General features: G+C 60.7%; 17 protein-coding genes. 5 read left to right on the forward strand and 12 right to left on the reverse strand.

The features are described 5' to 3' along the window. Positions 1 to 198 (reverse strand): type II toxin-antitoxin system RatA family toxin (locus Q7T64_RS08130; RefSeq protein ID WP_304794083.1); only part of this gene is annotated, 198 nt, incomplete at its 3' end. Positions 199 to 265: 67 nt separating this feature from the next. On the opposite strand from Q7T64_RS08130, the gene smpB reads away from it, so the two are divergent. Next, complete coding sequence (gene smpB / locus Q7T64_RS08135; protein ID WP_304794086.1) at positions 266 to 715, forward strand: SsrA-binding protein SmpB; 450 nt, start codon at positions 266 to 268, stop codon at positions 713 to 715. Positions 716 to 739: 24 nt separating this feature from the next. On the opposite strand, the gene Q7T64_RS08140 is transcribed toward smpB, so the two are convergent. The 3 genes from Q7T64_RS08140 to ppsA form a co-directional block, all read right to left on the reverse strand. Then, on the reverse strand, positions 740 to 1,666 hold the full coding sequence (locus tag Q7T64_RS08140) for an SPFH domain-containing protein (protein ID WP_304794090.1): 927 nt from the start codon (positions 1,664 to 1,666) through the stop codon (positions 740 to 742). A gap of 19 nt (positions 1,667 to 1,685) precedes the next feature. Continuing rightward, the gene (locus Q7T64_RS08145; protein WP_304794093.1) at positions 1,686 to 2,126 is read right to left on the reverse strand and encodes an NfeD family protein; all 441 of its coding nucleotides are present in this window, start codon (positions 2,124 to 2,126) and stop codon (positions 1,686 to 1,688) included. Between the two features lie 302 nt (positions 2,127 to 2,428). Continuing rightward, the gene (gene ppsA, locus Q7T64_RS08150) at positions 2,429 to 4,852 is read right to left on the reverse strand and encodes a phosphoenolpyruvate synthase (protein ID WP_304794096.1); all 2,424 of its coding nucleotides are present in this window, start codon (positions 4,850 to 4,852) and stop codon (positions 2,429 to 2,431) included. Between the two features lie 265 nt (positions 4,853 to 5,117). Here ppsA and Q7T64_RS08155 point away from each other — a divergent pair, with 265 nt between their 5' ends. After that, complete coding sequence (locus Q7T64_RS08155; RefSeq protein WP_304794099.1) at positions 5,118 to 5,966, forward strand: pyruvate, water dikinase regulatory protein; 849 nt, start codon at positions 5,118 to 5,120, stop codon at positions 5,964 to 5,966. A gap of 93 nt (positions 5,967 to 6,059) precedes the next feature. Then, on the forward strand, positions 6,060 to 6,422 hold the full coding sequence (locus tag Q7T64_RS08160; RefSeq protein ID WP_304794103.1) for a hypothetical protein: 363 nt from the start codon (positions 6,060 to 6,062) through the stop codon (positions 6,420 to 6,422). Between the two features lie 248 nt (positions 6,423 to 6,670). On the opposite strand, the gene Q7T64_RS08165 is transcribed toward Q7T64_RS08160, so the two are convergent. The 5 genes from Q7T64_RS08165 to Q7T64_RS08185 all read right to left on the reverse strand — a co-directional run bounded on the left by Q7T64_RS08165 (position 6,671) and on the right by Q7T64_RS08185 (position 10,406). Continuing rightward, positions 6,671 to 6,883, reverse strand: a complete 213-nt coding sequence (locus Q7T64_RS08165) for a cold-shock protein (protein WP_304794106.1) — start codon at positions 6,881 to 6,883, stop codon at positions 6,671 to 6,673. 326 nt (positions 6,884 to 7,209) lie between these two features. Continuing rightward, positions 7,210 to 7,863 carry a hypothetical protein gene (locus tag Q7T64_RS08170; RefSeq protein WP_304794109.1) on the reverse strand — a complete coding sequence of 218 codons (654 nt, stop codon included), beginning with the start codon at positions 7,861 to 7,863 and terminating at the stop codon, positions 7,210 to 7,212. Positions 7,864 to 8,037: 174 nt separating this feature from the next. Continuing rightward, the gene (locus Q7T64_RS08175) at positions 8,038 to 9,102 is read right to left on the reverse strand and encodes a ketopantoate reductase family protein (RefSeq protein WP_304794112.1); all 1,065 of its coding nucleotides are present in this window, start codon (positions 9,100 to 9,102) and stop codon (positions 8,038 to 8,040) included. A gap of 240 nt (positions 9,103 to 9,342) precedes the next feature. Further along, the gene (gene sodC / locus Q7T64_RS08180) at positions 9,343 to 9,867 is read right to left on the reverse strand and encodes a superoxide dismutase [Cu-Zn] SodC (protein ID WP_304794116.1); all 525 of its coding nucleotides are present in this window, start codon (positions 9,865 to 9,867) and stop codon (positions 9,343 to 9,345) included. Between the two features lie 41 nt (positions 9,868 to 9,908). Beyond that, positions 9,909 to 10,406, reverse strand: coding sequence for a hypothetical protein (locus Q7T64_RS08185; RefSeq protein WP_304794119.1), 498 nt, complete (start codon positions 10,404 to 10,406; stop codon positions 9,909 to 9,911). A gap of 146 nt (positions 10,407 to 10,552) precedes the next feature. On the opposite strand from Q7T64_RS08185, the gene Q7T64_RS08190 reads away from it, so the two are divergent. Beyond that, complete coding sequence (locus tag Q7T64_RS08190) at positions 10,553 to 10,999, forward strand: NUDIX hydrolase (RefSeq protein WP_304794122.1); 447 nt, start codon at positions 10,553 to 10,555, stop codon at positions 10,997 to 10,999. Between the two features lie 57 nt (positions 11,000 to 11,056). Here the strand turns inward: Q7T64_RS08190 and Q7T64_RS08195 are convergent, their stop codons facing one another. The 3 genes from Q7T64_RS08195 to paaY form a co-directional block, all read right to left on the reverse strand. Further along, positions 11,057 to 13,978, reverse strand: a complete 2,922-nt coding sequence (locus Q7T64_RS08195; protein WP_304794125.1) for a bifunctional diguanylate cyclase/phosphodiesterase — start codon at positions 13,976 to 13,978, stop codon at positions 11,057 to 11,059. Between the two features lie 146 nt (positions 13,979 to 14,124). Continuing rightward, positions 14,125 to 14,901 (reverse strand): hypothetical protein, encoded by a 777-nt coding sequence (locus Q7T64_RS08200; RefSeq protein ID WP_304794128.1) that lies wholly within the window; start codon positions 14,899 to 14,901, stop codon positions 14,125 to 14,127. A 247-nt stretch (positions 14,902 to 15,148) separates the two neighbouring features. Continuing rightward, positions 15,149 to 15,754 (reverse strand): phenylacetic acid degradation protein PaaY, encoded by a 606-nt coding sequence (paaY, locus tag Q7T64_RS08205; RefSeq protein ID WP_304794133.1) that lies wholly within the window; start codon positions 15,752 to 15,754, stop codon positions 15,149 to 15,151. Positions 15,755 to 15,953: 199 nt separating this feature from the next. Between paaY and Q7T64_RS08210 the strand changes: the two genes are divergently transcribed. Further along, positions 15,954 to 16,288 (forward strand): dienelactone hydrolase family protein (locus Q7T64_RS08210; RefSeq protein WP_304794135.1); only part of this gene is annotated, 335 nt, incomplete at its 3' end.

Raw genomic sequence — 16,288 nt, forward strand, 5'->3', positions numbered from 1 at the left:
GTTTTCCGTCGTGAAGCTCTGGCGCACGCCGTGATAATTGATCGACAGCGTGGCGACCAACCGGTCGTCGGTGCGCTCCCTGACCGTCACTGCGCCACACCAGGGCAGGAAACTGGGGTAATCCTCGACCCGGTCGACCAGTTCAAACATCTGCTCGGCGCTATAGGCGACGAGGACCGATTTGTGCACGACTGCCATTGCGGGTTGACCGTTTGCTAGAATGCGAAGCTCGACATTCTAATCTACAGGCCTGTTTCTTCAAACGATGAGCATAGTCGACAACAAAAAAGCCTTTCACGATTACTTCATCGAGGAACGATTCGAAGCGGGAATGGCGCTCGAAGGCTGGGAAGTGAAGTCAATCCGGGCCGGACGGGCGCAGCTGAAAGAAGCGTACGTGATCGTGCGCAAGAACGAGGTATTCCTGTTCGGCGCCCACATCAGCCCGCTGCCAACGGCGTCGACCCACATCAGCCCCGACCCGGTGCGCACGCGCAAGCTGCTGCTCAAGAAAGAGGAAATCAAGCGCCTGATCGGCAAGGTCGAGCGCTCCGGTTACACCATGGTGCCGCTCAACCTGCACTACCTGCGTGGCCGCGTGAAATGCGAAATCGGCCTGGCCAAAGGCAAGAAGCAGCACGACAAGCGCGACACTGAACGCCAGCGCGACGTCCAGCGCGAGATCGACTCGGCCATGAAGCAGAACCGGCGCTAAAGCAAGACGCGCGGCGCCGCCGGATCAACCCGGGCGGTTTTGCTGTCGCACCACCTGCAAGGCGCTGGCGATCATGCCGCTCATGTCGGCCAGGTTGCCCGGCACGATCAGCGTATTGCCCGTCTTGGCGATCTTGGCGAAGGCCTCTACATATTGTTCGGCAACTTTCAGGTTCACCGCGTCTGCGCCGCCTGGCTCCCGGATCGCGGCGGCTGTTTTCCGGATCGCTTCTGCACTGGCCTCGGCGATCGACAGGATCCCTGCCGCTGCACCCTGCGCCCGATTGATTTCCGCCTGCTTCTCCCCCTCTGAGCGGGCAATCGCGGCTTCCCGCTCGCCGGTTGCAATGTTGATTTGCTCCTGCTTGCGTCCTTCCGAGGCAGCAATCAGCGCCCGCTTCTCGCGCTCGGCCGTAATCTGCGCCTGCATCGCATGCAGGATTTCCTTGGGTGGCGTCAGGTCCTTGATCTCGTAGCGCAATACCTTGACGCCCCAGTTCGCTGCCGACTCGTCAATCGCGTTGACGATGGTGGTGTTAATGTGGTCCCGTTCTTCGAAGGTCTTGTCTAACTCCATTTTGCCGATCACCGAGCGCAAGGTCGTCTGGGCAAGCTGCGTGATCGCCATCAGGTAATTCGACGAGCCATAGGACGCCCGCATCGGGTCGGTGACCTGGAAATACAGGATGCCGTCCACCTGCAACTGCGTATTGTCGCGGGTGATGCAGACCTGCGGCGGCACATCGAGCGGAATTTCCTTGAGGATGTGCTTGTAGGCGATGCGGTCAATGAACGGAATGACGATGTTCAGGCCAGGCGCCAGCGTCGCATGGTATTTGCCCAGGCGTTCGACCACCCAGGCGTGCTGCTGTGGCACGACGTTGATGGTCTTCAGTACAAAAACCACCGCCAGGATCAGGAAAACCAGCGATAAGGTTCCAAAAGTCATCATGCACCCTCCCTTGTTGTCTTCAGTTTGCCGCCGATACCAGCAAGCGGCTGCCATGTACTTCGCGAATGACGAACTCGCCCGCTTCCGGCGGCACGCCTTTTTCCAGCTCGATATCCCATTGCGCCCCGCGGTATGCCACCCGCGCGTGATAGGGGCCGGGAGCGGCGCCACGCCAATGCTCTACCCGCAGCGACTGGCCGATATCGAGATTGACGCTGGGGTCGGCCGCCGGGGCCGGGGCGGCGCCGCCCTGTTTGCGCCGCAGGCGCAGCACCAGCACGGCGCCGATGCCGACCAGGGCCACACACAGCATCTGCAGCGGGTTGGACAATCCGAGCCAGGATGCCGCAGCGCCGGCCAGCATGCCAAATGCGATCATCAGCAGATAAAAAGTGCCGGTGAAAATTTCCAGGATCACCAGCAAGACCGCCAAGCCCAGCCAGATCAATGCATCGTCCACGTTGCTTCTCCCATTTAGAAACTGGTTCACGCAAGCATCAGGTTACCGCATCGCACGCTCACTCGCTCCGACGCCGCCCGGGGGCCGTCCTCCATAAAAACAAAACCCCCGCCTGCACAAGGCAGACGGGGGCACAAACGGTTTGAATCTTTTGTTGTTGGTTATTATCCGGGCCTATCGGACCGCACAGCGCAAACAGGACAGTGCACAGGACACCGACGAACAAGGGCTAGTGTAGCGAAATGTGTTAGCCAGTCAACAGCTTGTGTTGCTTGTGTTGTACGGATGCCCCAGTCGCCCCCTCAGCGCTTGATTGCCGCCAGTTTCTGCCAGGTCTCGACCACGGAATCCGGGTTCAGCGACAGCGAGCCGATCCCTTCATTCATCAGCCACTCGGCAAAATCTGGATTGTCCGACGGTCCCTGGCCGCAAATGCCGACATACTTGCCCTGCGCCAGGCAGGCCTTGATTGCGCGCGACAGCAAGGCCTTGACGGCCGGATCGCGCTCGTCGAAGTCGGCGGCCAGCAATGCCATGCCGGAATCCCGGTCCAGGCCCAGGGTCAGCTGGGTCAGGTCGTTGGAGCCGATTGAAAAACCATCGAAGTACGCCAGGAATTCGTCAGCCAGGATGGCGTTCGAAGGTACCTCGCACATCATGATGAGGCGCAGGCCGTTCTGACCGCGGGCCAGGCCGTTCTTTGCCAGCAGGTTGACCACCTTCTCCGCCTGGCCAAGCGTACGCACGAACGGCACCATGATCTCCACATTGACCAGGCCCATGTCGTGCCGCACCCGCTTCAATGCCTCGCACTCCATTTCAAACGATTCAGCAAAGTCGGCCGCCAGGTAGCGCGCTGCGCCGCGGAAACCCAGCATCGGATTTTCTTCGTCCGGCTCGTAGCGGGAGCCACCGATCAGCTTCTTGTACTCGTTGGACTTGAAATCGGACATCCGGACAATCACCGGCTTGGGCCAGAACGCCGCCGCAATGGTGGCAATGCCTTCGGCCAGCTTGTCGACATAGAACGCCCGTGGCGAAGCATGGCCACGCGCGACCGACTCGATCGCCTTTTTCAGGTCGGCGTCGATATTCGGGTATTCGAGGATTGCCTTGGGATGCACGCCGATGTTGTTGTTGATCACGAACTCCAGCCGGGCCAGGCCCACGCCATGGTTGGGGATCGACTGGAATTCGAATGCCAGTTGCGGGTTGCCGATGTTCATCGTGATCTTCAGCGGCAATTCGGGCATCTCGCCACGGGTGACCTCGGTAATTTCCGTTTCCAGCAGGCCATCGTAGATCCGGCCCTCGTCGCCCTCGGCGCAGGAAACAGTGACCAAGGTGCCATCCTTGAGTACTTCAGTCGCATCGCCGCAGCCGACCACGGCGGGGACGCCGAGTTCGCGCGCAATGATCGCGGCATGGCAAGTGCGGCCGCCGCGGTTGGTCACGATTGCTGCCGCCCGCTTCATCACCGGCTCCCAGTTGGGATCGGTCATGTCGGCCACCAGCACGTCGCCAGGTTGCACCCGCTCCATCTCGCTCGGATCATGGATCACCCGCACCGGCCCGGCGCCGATCTTCTGGCCGATTGCACGGCCGTGGGCCAGCACCGAACCGGTGCTCTTGAGCTTGAAGCGCTGTTGCGAGTCGCCCGCCTTGTGTTGCGACTTCACGGTTTCCGGCCGGGCTTGCAAGATGTACAACTTGCCGTCCTGGCCATCGCGGCCCCATTCGATATCCATCGGGCGGCCATAATGCTTCTCGATGATCACCGCGTACTGGGCAAGCTCGATCACTTCGGCATCGGTCAGCGAATACCGGTTGCGCTGCTCGATGGGCACATCAACGGTGCGCACCGATTTCCCGGCCCGGAGTTCACCGGTGAATTCCATCTTGATCAGCTTGGAGCCGATGTTGCGGCGAATGATCGGCATCTTGCCCAGCGCCAGCATGGGCTTGTGGACATAGAACTCGTCCGGGTTGACCGCGCCCTGCACCACGGTTTCGCCCAGGCCATAGCTGGAAGTAATGAAAACCACGTCCTCGAAACCGGATTCGGTGTCGATGGTGAACAGCACGCCAGCTGCGCCCAGGTCGGAACGGACCATGCGCTGGACGCCCGCCGACAGCGCCACTTCCGCGTGGGTATAGCCCTTGTGAACCCGATACGAGATCGCGCGGTCGTTATACAAGGAGGCGAACACATGCTTGATCGCTTCCAGGATGTTGTCGATGCCCACTACATTCAGGAATGTCTCCTGCTGTCCGGCAAACGAGGCATCGGGCATGTCTTCTGCCGTTGCCGAAGACCGCACAGCGAATGAGACTTCACTTTTAGAATCATCTACAAGCTTATGATAAAAAACAGATATTTCCGAAAGCAAGCGTGGCGGAAATGGCGTCTCGACGATCCATTTCCGGATCTCGGCGCCAGCTTGGGCCAGCGCGCGCACATCGTCGATGTTGAGCGTCGCAAGCCGTGCTTCGATCCGCTTGGCAAGACTCTGGCCATCGCCCTGCTCCAGGAAATCGCGGAAAGCCTGCGCCGTCGTGGCAAAGCCGCCCGGAACACGCACACCGGCGTGTTCGAGCTGGCTGATCATTTCACCGAGCGATGCGTTCTTGCCACCGACCGATTCGACATCGGTCATGCGTAACTGGTCGAACGCGGCGACGTAAACCGCCTCGGGGGTACTCCCCATGGTTGATGCATTGGACATGACTACCTCTGTTTTGATGATGAGAAATCTGTCGGCCCACTCCGGTGGCGCGCGCAATCCGTTCGGTCGCTTGCTTGTTCTTATTCTTGCTAAGATGCGCTGGGCTGCTCACTGGGGGCCATTCCTGTGTTTTTTGTCGCGGCCGGGGACTTTCCAGTCATTGTTCACCGGCGCCTGCACAGCCCGACATTTTACAGCCTGCAAAAAGTTTTGCCGGAAGTTCTGACAAGACCGGTTCGTCGATCACCCATTTCAAGAGGCAAAAATGCCAGTTTCACAATCCTCCGCATCCACGCCTTCTGCGCGCACCGTGTTTTTCGTATCGGACGGCACCGGCATCACTGCCGAGACCTTCGGGCATTCGGTGCTGACCCAGTTTGAACTGCGCTTTCGACAGATCCGCCTGCCCTTCATCGATACGATGGAAAAGGCGCATGACGCAGTGCGGAAAATCAATGAAACGTTCGACAACGACGGCCGCCGCCCGATCGTTTTCTCTACGCTGGTCAAGGCCGACCTGTCGATGGTGGTGCGGCAGTCCAAGGGCATGCACATGGACCTGATCCAGACTTTCGTGGAGCCGCTGGAACAGGAGTTGGGCGTCAAGTCGTCCCACACGATCGGCCGCAGCCACAACATTGCCGACTCCGCCGAATACAAGAGCCGGATCGAGGCGATCAATTTCTCGCTGGCGCATGACGACGGGCAATCGCACAAGAACCTGGCCGACGCCGACGTCATCCTGGTTGGGGTATCGCGCTCTGGCAAGACCCCGACCAGCCTGTACCTGGCCATGCAATACGGAATCAAGGCCGCCAACTACCCGCTGATCCCGGAAGATTTTGAGCGCGGCCGGCTACCCGGCGGCCTGATTCCGCACAAGGGCAAGATCTTCGGATTGTCGATCGCGCCAGACCGGCTGGCCGAAGTGCGCAACGAACGGCGTCCCGGCAGCAAGTATGCTTCGCCCGAAAATTGCCGCTATGAGGTCAATGAAGCCGAAAAGATGATGCGGCGCGAGGGCATACGCTGGATGTCGTCGACGGTAAAGTCCATCGAAGAGATTGCAGCCACGGTCCTGCAGGAGATCAAGCACGACAATCATGTCTATTGATGGACAGGGCAAGGCCCAAGCGTAAGCGGGAACCTTCGTCACGCATCAGCGTCTTCAGTGATGGGAGGGGTCTGCACAGGCCAGACAGACATCATGCTGATCGAGATTATCCTGTGGGCGGCGCTGGTATTTTTCCTTTGGACGCTGCGCGACAACCTGGGCAGCCTGGAGACCGAATTGCAGGATGCCCAGGCCATGAAATCGCGCGAAATCGCAGCACGTGCGCTATCCCAGCGCTTTGTGCGGCCGGAATTGGTAGACGAGCCGATCGGACGCTACCGGGATTCCACCATTCACGCCCGGATAGGCGTCGGCGGCAAGCAATACCGGTTTGATTACGTCTGCCCGCCCGATGGCTGCCCGCCATTGCGTCCGGATCAGTGTTGTGTGGCGCCGGGTATCGTCTATGTGCGGCATGACACTGCGCCCGATGCGGCGCAGAATATTCGCACGTAGTTGCATTCATCAGATAAATCCAGACGAAAAAAAGCCCGCTCTTAAGCGGGCTTTCTCATCCAGATCATATCGACTGCCCGGACCAACCCTTGCTATCTGCGAGGTGTTGCTCTGCTCCGGCGACCGCAACCCATGCTATCTGCATGGTGTCTTGGCGCGGATCGGGCTTACTTCATGTGCCAGCAGGCGCAGGCGCCTGCCGCTGTATTGGATGAATCGTACTAAGCAGTTACCTGCTTATTTGTTGATTACTCAACAGGGCGAATGTTGACAGCTTTTTCGCCTTTAGGGCCGGTTGCGCGTTCGAAAGACACGCGCTGGTTCTCAGCCAGGCTCTTGAAGCCGGTCGACTGGATGTCCTGGAAGTGGGCAAACAGATCGCCGCCGCCGTTATCCGGGGTGATGAAGCCGAAGCCTTTGGAATCGTTGAACCATTTAACTACGCCGGTTTGTGAACTCATGCTATTTCCTTTTGTGGGGTGGCTTGCGCCGGGACGCACCGTAATACCAAGAGATGTAACCGAAGGGAGTCAAACGGGAGTTGCTCTTGTAAGAACAACACAGGAAAGAGACCAGCGAGGGGTACGACTTGATGCGAGTGCAGGACGAAATATACATGGAATGACCGGAACAACCAAGTTATTTGTGAAAAAACCGGTCAAGAAGTGTTTGCAACCGGAAATTGAGCAGAATTCCGCGGAACCGAAAGCTTATTTGGTTACGGCCCGCAATTGCCGGCCAGCCGCAGCACCTGCCGCAATTGATTCCGCCGCCGGCAGGCGGACACTCATTTCCCGATCAGGGAGTCGCCGCCGCCAAGCAGACTGTCGCCACCGGCCGCCGTCGTGTCGCTCTGGCTCATGCGCATGGCCGAGCGGTCTCCGACCATGCCGCTAGCGGCGCTTGCTGCGCCAGGGCGCTGGTAACTGCGTACCGCATTGGTCAGTGCGCTGCTGCCGGCCTGACTGCCAGCGGCAGGCCCCGGGTATTGCGCACGCTCTCCCCGCACTTGTTCATCGGTATAGGGCGCCTGTTGCGGATCGGCCCGCGTCCAGCCCTGTGAGCGCCAGTGCGCCGCCCGCTCCTCGATGTCGATCGGGTGGAACTGCGCGATCAGGTCGCGCGCTTGCCGCAACTGCTGCTCGTCGTCTGTTTCCACCGTGACCAGGAAGCTGCCGCGGCGCAGGGCTTCCGTATAGATGTGGACATGCTCGTGATCCGCATCGGTACCGAACAGGCTGCGGAAAAATTCACCGATGCTCCAGCCGCCGGGCGATGCATGCCGCGCACGCTCATCCGTGGCAGCGTGCCGTGCGGCCCACGATTCTTCCTTTGGGGTAATTTGCACAGCCCAATCACGGAATCCCGCCGCCAGCACGGCATCGGCCGCACCGCGGGCATGGCCATAATCGTCAAACACGCCAATGACTGCGTTCTCCATTTTGTCTCTCCTGATCGCCCGGCAATGGGTCTTCCCATCAGTGGACAACAAGGAGCGATGGCGAGTTCGGCCTGTGCAATCAGGCGGTGCGACTTGATCAAGCCGTCAGCGCCGCCATGGCAAGGCCCGGAACATGGCCGGTGGCATTGCCATGGCTTCGCATGGCGCTGCGCCCTAAGCTTTGGCGCGGTTTCTTTCGAGCCAGAGATCGACGATCCGGACTGTCTCGTCAACCTCTGCCGAGCGCATGCCCTTTTGCGCCGCAACGCATTGGACCAACCGATCAACCCGCTCGATATTGCGCGCGCCGGCAGCCAGCGCCCGGGCCGCTGACGACGGGCTGGCCAGTCCGGTGGCGGCGTTCGCGTACTTTTCGAACGGCACCATGTCCGCGGTTGCGGCCCCCACTGCTTCACAGACCTGGCCGACCCACTCGTATACCCGGCGCGAAGCGGCGAGATCGCTGTGGACCGCATCCCGGATCGGCCGCACGCTATCGGCCTGCACGCACCGGTAATTCCCGGCCAGCAGCATGCTCCATTTCGCCAGCGGCACGAATACCGACTCGAACACCTTCAGCTTGACCGGCAGCTCGACCGGACCGGACGCCGTGTCCAGCCGAGCGGCGGCGATATCGTCCTCCAGTTGCCGCAAAAGCGCCGTATGGGCATCCGACGGGAAGCGCGCTGCCTTGAAGTTTGTCGGCAGCCGTACCTGCAATACATTGACGTCCTCCTCGGGCGGACGGAATGCCTGCGGATCGGGGCTGCACAAGGTCATCAGGTCCGGATCGAATGCGTCCCAGAGACCGGGATCGGTGTACGCCATGCGGCACTTGTCGACGTCCACGCCGGGCAAGCGGCGCAGGTAGGTCAAGGGCGGCATGTTCATGATCGACATGCATGGCACGCGCGACGCAGCCACGCGCTGCATCAGTTCGCGCACACTAGGCGCACCGTATTGCGGCTCCTGCATGGCCAGCGCGACCAGGTCGAAGCTGGCCGGATCGACCTGCGCCGGCCCGGCAGCGGACAGGCTGCCAGCCAGGGTACGGGAGTCGATCTCGACCAATTCTTCCCGCCCCTTCACCGGCATGCGTACGCGTATGCCCTGGGCATTGATCAAGTCGGCTTCGGCCGGCAGGCAAACCAGCGTGACGGTATGGCCAGCCATCAGCAACTTGGCACCGAGCAGCGAGCCATACGACGCGCCGAGGATAAGGATTTTACGGGTTTGCATGCGGGTCTCCTGGTTAGTCAGGCGCCTGGTATTGACGCCCGGACCGCTTTTTGATGATGCGATCGTCTGTTTTTCTGCGTCAGCGATGCTGACACGGATTTTCGAATCCTCGGATTCTCGCACCAATTCCGCATTCCGAAAACATCTTGCACGCTGCGAAATCTTCAAGTCGCCCGCAGCGCGACTGCGGCCCAGGGCCGTGGCTCGCCTCGTCGCCAGCATCCTGGCGACCGAACGGGCTTAGTTGATCACTCCGCAGACGATCCGGGCGCCGCCGCCACCCAGGGGCGCCGGATGATCCGCATGGTTGTCGCCGCCAGCATGGATCATCAGTGAGCGGCCCTTGATATCTGCCATTTTCAGTCGCGGGGCAAGCACCGGCTGGCTGCCATTGCCGGCGGCATCGATGATCAGCGGTGGCAGGTCGCCCAGATGACCGTCGCCCCAGGGCGTACCGTGCTTCTTGCTGCCTGCCGGGTCGTAATGACCACCTGCCGAGAGTGCCGGCACAGCCTTGCCATTCTGCTCCCTGGGCAGGCAACTTGGGTTCTCATGGAGGTGAAACCCGTGAACGCCCGGTGCAAGACCATTCACAGACGGCGTGAACACCAGGCCGTACCGGCTTTCCGTGACGGTGACCGTACCCACCGCTTTACCCGGGCCGGCGTCGCTGGCCTCGGCCATTGGAATACTCACGCTGGCAATCGCTGCGCAGGGCAGGCACAGCGCGAAAATCAGTGCCGATCGATGCAATCTGCTTGTCATGGCTATCTCCTGTTGTATGCCAGTCCTGTTTTACACCAAATTCACAAGCCCATCTGCGCGAGCAACACCCGGTAGGCGTCGCTGGTGATCGCCGGATCGAACGCCGGCAAGGCGCCACGCCGGGCGCCGATCCTGTCGCAGCCGAAGGTATCGAAAAGCCCGTCATTGCCCTCCACGACAATCAGGCTCTGGCCGCTCTTTTGCGCCAGCGACACACTGCGAATCTGCTCAAACGGAATTTTCCTGCTTACCCTGAATGAACCGAATCGCAAGTCATAAGCGCCCCATTGCACGGCATGATCCATCAACAGCAGTTGGCCACCGACCTTGACCGGCGCGGACGAAGAAAGGGAAAAGCCGGCGCTGCCAGGCAGCCAGGTGCAGGCATCGAAAGAACGGGCGGTGCCGCGCTGGAGGTCCGCCACCACCTCGGCAATCGGCACACCAGGCACCGACGGCATGCCCACGCTGGTGCAGGCGCACAGCAGCGCCGGCAGGCAGACATAAGTGGAGACACAGGCGGCGAGTCGGCAATGCATGGCGGGGTTCTGATGGCGAGAAGGGGCAACAGAGCAAGGCCACGTCATCTTAGGCGTCGAAATTGATTGCCCTTTGCGCTGGCGCAAGCAGCGCGGGACGATCGGCGCGGGTTATGCTGTCATCGACCAATCGAACAGGGGTTCCGATGCCGCGCACACACATTGTTGCCCCTGGCAAAGCCGTTTCATGCGGCACGCTGGTGCGCAGCGCACGCGGCGAGCTGCTGCTGGGGCACGCAACCAATACGGATCATTGGGACATACCGAAGGGCTTGCAGGAGGCCGGGGAATCAGCCCTGCGCGCCACACAGCGGGAATTATTCGAGGAAACGGGCCTGGTCTTCGCGGACAGCGAGTTCCAGGATCTTGGCTTGTTCGTATACCGGCAGGACAAGATGCTGCACCTGTTCAAGGTACAAGCCACGCCATCGCTGGACAGCCTCGATACGCTGCACTGCACCAGCTTTTTCCCGCACCACCGCACCGGCAAGCCGACACCCGAGATGGACCGGTATTGCTGGGCGAGACGGGAACAGGTCAGTCAATTGTGCGCACCACGCATGGCGGCGCAAATCCTGGCGCTGGACTGGTAGCACCCGCCAGGCTGCCGATGGGCAGCGTGACGGAGCCAGCGTCAGTGGATCACGCCGTCAGTGCAATTCACGGTATTTCATCATGTCGATCGGCGCGCCCGGCGCATCGCCGACGGATGAAATGGTGCGCACATACTCAGCCAGCCGCGGATCGGCAATGAAGCTTGCCGCCGAGCTTGCCGCCAGCAGCGCTTCCGGCGATTGCGACCGGGCGATCGCAAAGCCCTGGACATAATCGACGCCGATGTCAACCAGGGTACGCACGGTGGCATGGTCTTCGGCCCATTCGGCGATGGTTTTCATGCCCAGGTTCATGGCCAGCGAAACGATGGCTTCCACGATGGCCACATTGGCCGGGTGCCGGTTCATGTTCACGATGAAGCTGCCATCGATTTTCAGCACATCGGCCGGCAGGTCCTTCAGGTAGGAGAACGAGGTATAGCCGGCGCCGAAATCATCCAGCGCCACGCGCGCACCCTGCCCGCGCACCTTGTCGATGAAGCGCCGCGTATTTTCCAGGTCGCGCAGCGCGACACTTTCGGTGATCTCGATACACAGGCGCGAGGCAACCGCCGGATGCCGCTGCAGCATGGCCGCCGCATCCTGGGCAAAACGCTCGTCGTTGAGCGAAGCGCCGGACAGGTTCATGCAGACGAACTGGGTATTTGGCAGGCGAGAACCATTCTCGGTCAGCCAGTCGAGCAGCGTCTGCAGCACCCAGCGATCGACCACGCCAGTGCGCCCGCTGTGCTCGGCCGCATTGATCACCCTTGACGCCGGTATCACGCTGCCGTCGGGGTCACGCATCCGCAACAACACCTCAAAGTTGAGCGAGTCGAGCGGCGCCTTGAGCGACATGATCGGCTGCATTTCGAGGAACAAGCCTTCCGGCGCCATGCCGGTCGACAGGCGCTCCACCAATTTGCGTTCGACCTGGCGTTCGTGCAGCGCCGATGCATTCTTCTCCAGCACCACCAGTCCACTGTGATTGCCTGACTTGGCTTCGTGGCAGGCGCGGTCCGCGGTCGACAGCGCATCGCGGATCTCGGCTTCCCGCTCCAGCTCCAGCAATCCGATCGAACCGCGCACCTGGAAGGCCTTGTCACCGATCTGGTAGGGCTCGCTGCCCAGTCTTTCCACGATACCGCGGCAAATCCAGGTCGCCAGCGAAATCGACGTGTCCGGCAGCACGATCACGAACTGGTCAGCGCCGACGCGGCCGATATGATGGTTACCGCTCAACATGCTGTTCACACGCGCGGTCACCTGGCGCAGCACTTCGTCGCCGGCGGTGTGGCCGTACAGGTCATTGATCAGTTTGAAGCGGTCCAGGTCGAGATAAGCCAGGGCGACCGGGTGACGATCAGACGATTCCGCGATTGCCTGTTCCAGCGCCTTTTCAATACCGTGGCGATTCAATACTTTGGTCAGGCGGTCATTGCTGGCAATGAACCTGAGTTCGGCATTTGCCCGCTCCTGTTGTGTAATGTCTTGCAAGGAGCCTTCGATCTTGCCGCGCGCCAGCGTCGCCTTGACATGGAAGCGGCGCAGCTCCCCGGCCTCTCCGGTCGGGCCGTCGAGATCGAGTTCGCCGTCCTTTTTCTGGTGCACCATATCGTGCAGTGCGATCCAGCCGGCCGGCCCGAAATGCTGGCGCCAGTTGCTGCCGGCATTGGTCCGCTCGCCAAGCATGTCGAGAATGGCCGGATTGACGCTGACGAAATTGCCATTCAGGTCCAATGTAAACAGGCCGATCGGAATGGCCTCATAGGTGTGCGCCAGTTCCGCCTGCATCTCCTCGCGCCGGCGTTGCTCCTGCCGCACCTGCTCGGCAATCGCCAGCGCCGCCAGCAGGCTCGATGCAAGCGCCGCGGTCACGCTATTGAGTGCCATCAGCAAGCCCTTCAAGCCGAGCGCAGCCGACAGCACTTCGTACAAGCTGGCAAACAAGGCCACCCCGATGGACGCGCTATACCACCACGCCACCGGCGACGGCCGGAACTTCAGGATACGGACCAGGAAAAATACCAGCACCGTACTGCTAAGGCCAGTGGAAATCCAGATCAGCGGCAGGAAATCCGGGTACGGCAGAATCACCGACAGCGCCAGCAAGGGAATGCAGGTCAGCTGTGCAAAGCGCAACAAGGGCCGGTATCCGACCTGTTCCAGATCATCCCGGAACAAGCTCGAAAACAGCGTCACGGTCAGCATATAGTACAAGGCCACCGTCAACAGCCGCATCTGCGGCAACCATTCGCTCGGTATGGCACGTCCGAGCCATTGCATGTCCCAACCGGCCGACAGCGCTCCCATGCGCAAATTGACGATCAGCCAGGCGGCGAACAACACATAGCTGCCCTTTTTCAGGACGATCGCGGTGACCAGGACGAATGCGGCCAGCAACAGGATGCCGCCGTCGAGCAAGCCGGCATTGCGATGAAACTCCTGGGAAGACTGGACGAAATCCGGCTGACTCCATTGCAGCACGGACTGTCGCGCCGGGCCAACAAAACTGGCGCGGCACAGGAAGTGGCTAGCGCCTGCCTCCGAATAGAGGGCAAAGCCGGCCTTGCCCTTCACCACGGCGCCGGCAGTACCGAACTCGACCGCCTCGCCGAGCTTGGCCAGGTTGTCGCCGTCCCAGCAGGTGATCGTGCGCGCATGGCGCGACGTAAATTCAAACACTGCCGGTTCTGCGCCGTCGTGATTGGCGAAGGAGAACCAGAATGGACGCTCGGACAACTTGGTATTGAAGTTGGCCGACGGCGCCTCGGATTCGAGCAGCTTTCGCGCCTCCCCGGGCGTCAGATTGTCGGCGGAAACGACACGCACCGGCAACATGGTCGAGCCGGACGACGCGTAATAGGCGTCCCAGGCAACCAGCGCCCATAGCGACAACAATCCGATCAGGATCGGCAATAGCCATGTCGACGCCCAGAGCAAAAGACGCTCATGGCGTGTGACGATCCGTTCGTTCACAGCGCGGTAAAAGTTTAAGAAAGCATGCCTCATTGGATCGACGTCCGGTGCAAGGACGAAGTTATCGATTCCAAAGAGTAACCCAAAACCGCGCGTTCTCCTCTCAGATTGTTAGTTTTCCTATGCTGATTCGTTCGCTCATCGAATTATTGAAGCATCAGTTCCTCGACGCCTTCTTCCCGGCGCACTGCAGGTGCGGCGATCGTGTGGTGAAAGTCCTGGCGGGCTGGAACGGTGACATCGATATCCGGATGGTTGGTCATGAACACGAAATCAAACAGTGAATGTCCCGCCTCTTCCCAGCGCTGGCGCGCGGTACCCACTTCAAACGACATGATCCGGTGCGGCATATTGCCGGCATGCGCCAGCGGGATGTAGCCCATTTCAGGGTAGACGTCGGCGAACAGCAGGCGATCGTACATGCGATCGATCGGGGAGCGGCCGGCAATCACCATCCATTCGATGTTCTGCTGCTGGCAATACATGAAGAATGCCTTGAACAAGGCTGTCTTTACCATGCGTCCGACGCGGTCGGCCGTGACACCCAGGCGGGTCGCTTCAGCCAGCGACGAGTTGGCCAGGTCTTCCGGCAGGCTGACGGATCGCTCCAGCGTCAGCGGGCGATAGGCATTGGTCTGGACGCGCATGGTGCCCAGCGGCGATCCATCGAGCCGGGATTCCGCCAGCATCACGACCACGCCATTTTCGTGGTCCATGGCTTCTGGCTCGGACAGCGATTCGGCCAGTCCCGGCACGTGGCGCATGTAGGCGGAATGGCGAATGCGCACCGCCTTGAGCAGGTCCGACTCGGAATGCACCGCACGGATGGTGAATGGCAGGCGTTCAACCGTCAGCGATGGCTCGCTGGACTGTGCTGGCAGGAAGGAAGCGGCGAAGGAAGATGCGTTGGCAAAAGATGACATGAAAGGCTCCTGAGGGTGGGTTGAGCAAGATTTCGGGTCAGCAACAGCCAACCGCTATCCAAATCTTGCTCCACGACAACGGAGCTTGGTATGTGTAATTGGCAAGAAGGTAAAATTCTGTGCGGTTACCGCACAGAATTTGCATGAAGCTGCCGATAGACTGGTTTTTTATGCTCTTTTTGTGTAATCAAGCAACGCGGCCATCGCGTTCCGGGTATCCGACAATACGATCAACAGGACTTGGCAATTACCGGCCCTTGACCTTGTAAAGCGGATCGACCCGACCCAACACGAGCCTGGGCCGGTTCGGTTCCGGCGCGCTCAACGGACGGGTTTCCTGCATGGTCTGCAGCGAGCGCAGCGCCAGTTCCTGGTATTGACGCGTGCCCTCGACTTTCCAGGCCAATTCCTCGTCGGTGACTTGCCGCAGCACGCGGGCCGGCGCCCCCACCACCAGGCTGCGCGGCGGGATCACCATCCCCGCCTTGACGAAGGCCATCGCGGCCACGATGCAATCGGCGCCGATCATTGCGCCGTCCATTACGACGGTATTCATCCCGACCAGGCTATTGCGTCCAATGTGGCAACCGTGCAACACCGCACCGTGACCGATATGGCCCTCCTCCTCCACCACGGTGTCCGAATCCGGAAAACCGTGCATCACGCAGGTGTCCTGGACATTGGCCCCCTCTTTCAGCACCAGCCGGCCGAAATCGCCGCGCAAGCTGGCCGCCGGTCCCACATAGCAGCGCGGACCAACGATCACGTCGCCGATCAGGATGGCAGTCGGATGAACGAAGGCGCTCGGATCGACAACCGGCGTGATGCCATTGATGGCATAGACTTTCAGCATGGATTGTTCCGAAAAGGGCAAAGTGGAGCAGTGTAGCGCGGCCCGCTGCGCCAGCGCAGGGCCGGTGCGCAATGGCGCGCAATGCCGGATGCTGCACACCGGCATACAATCATGCGCTGCCGCCGCTTGCGCGCAGGGTCCGAGCATTTTGCCACCCTGCCCTGGCCATTTTCCCGACATGACAAGACAAGGAGAGAACATGCAACCGACACCAAACAAGCCAGTCGATGGTCCACGCTCGCGCTGGATCGACATCGACGCCGCAAACGCGCCGGGATTCAAAGGCTATCTGTCGCTGCCGCCGACCGGCACCGGACCTGGCCTTGTGATCATCCAGGAAATCTGGGGCGTCAACAGCCACATCCGCGCCGTTGCCGACCAGTACGCGCAAGACGGCTACGTGGTGCTGGCGCCCGACATGTTCTGGCGCATGAAGCCCGGTGTCGACCTGGATTACACCGAAAACGACACCAAACAAGCCTTCACCCACATGCAGAATCTCGACTTCGCCAAGGCGGTGGAAGACCTGTCCCG

The organism is Lacisediminimonas sp. (genome assembly GCF_030645335.1).
Taxonomy (GTDB): domain Bacteria; phylum Pseudomonadota; class Gammaproteobacteria; order Burkholderiales; family Burkholderiaceae_D; genus Lacisediminimonas.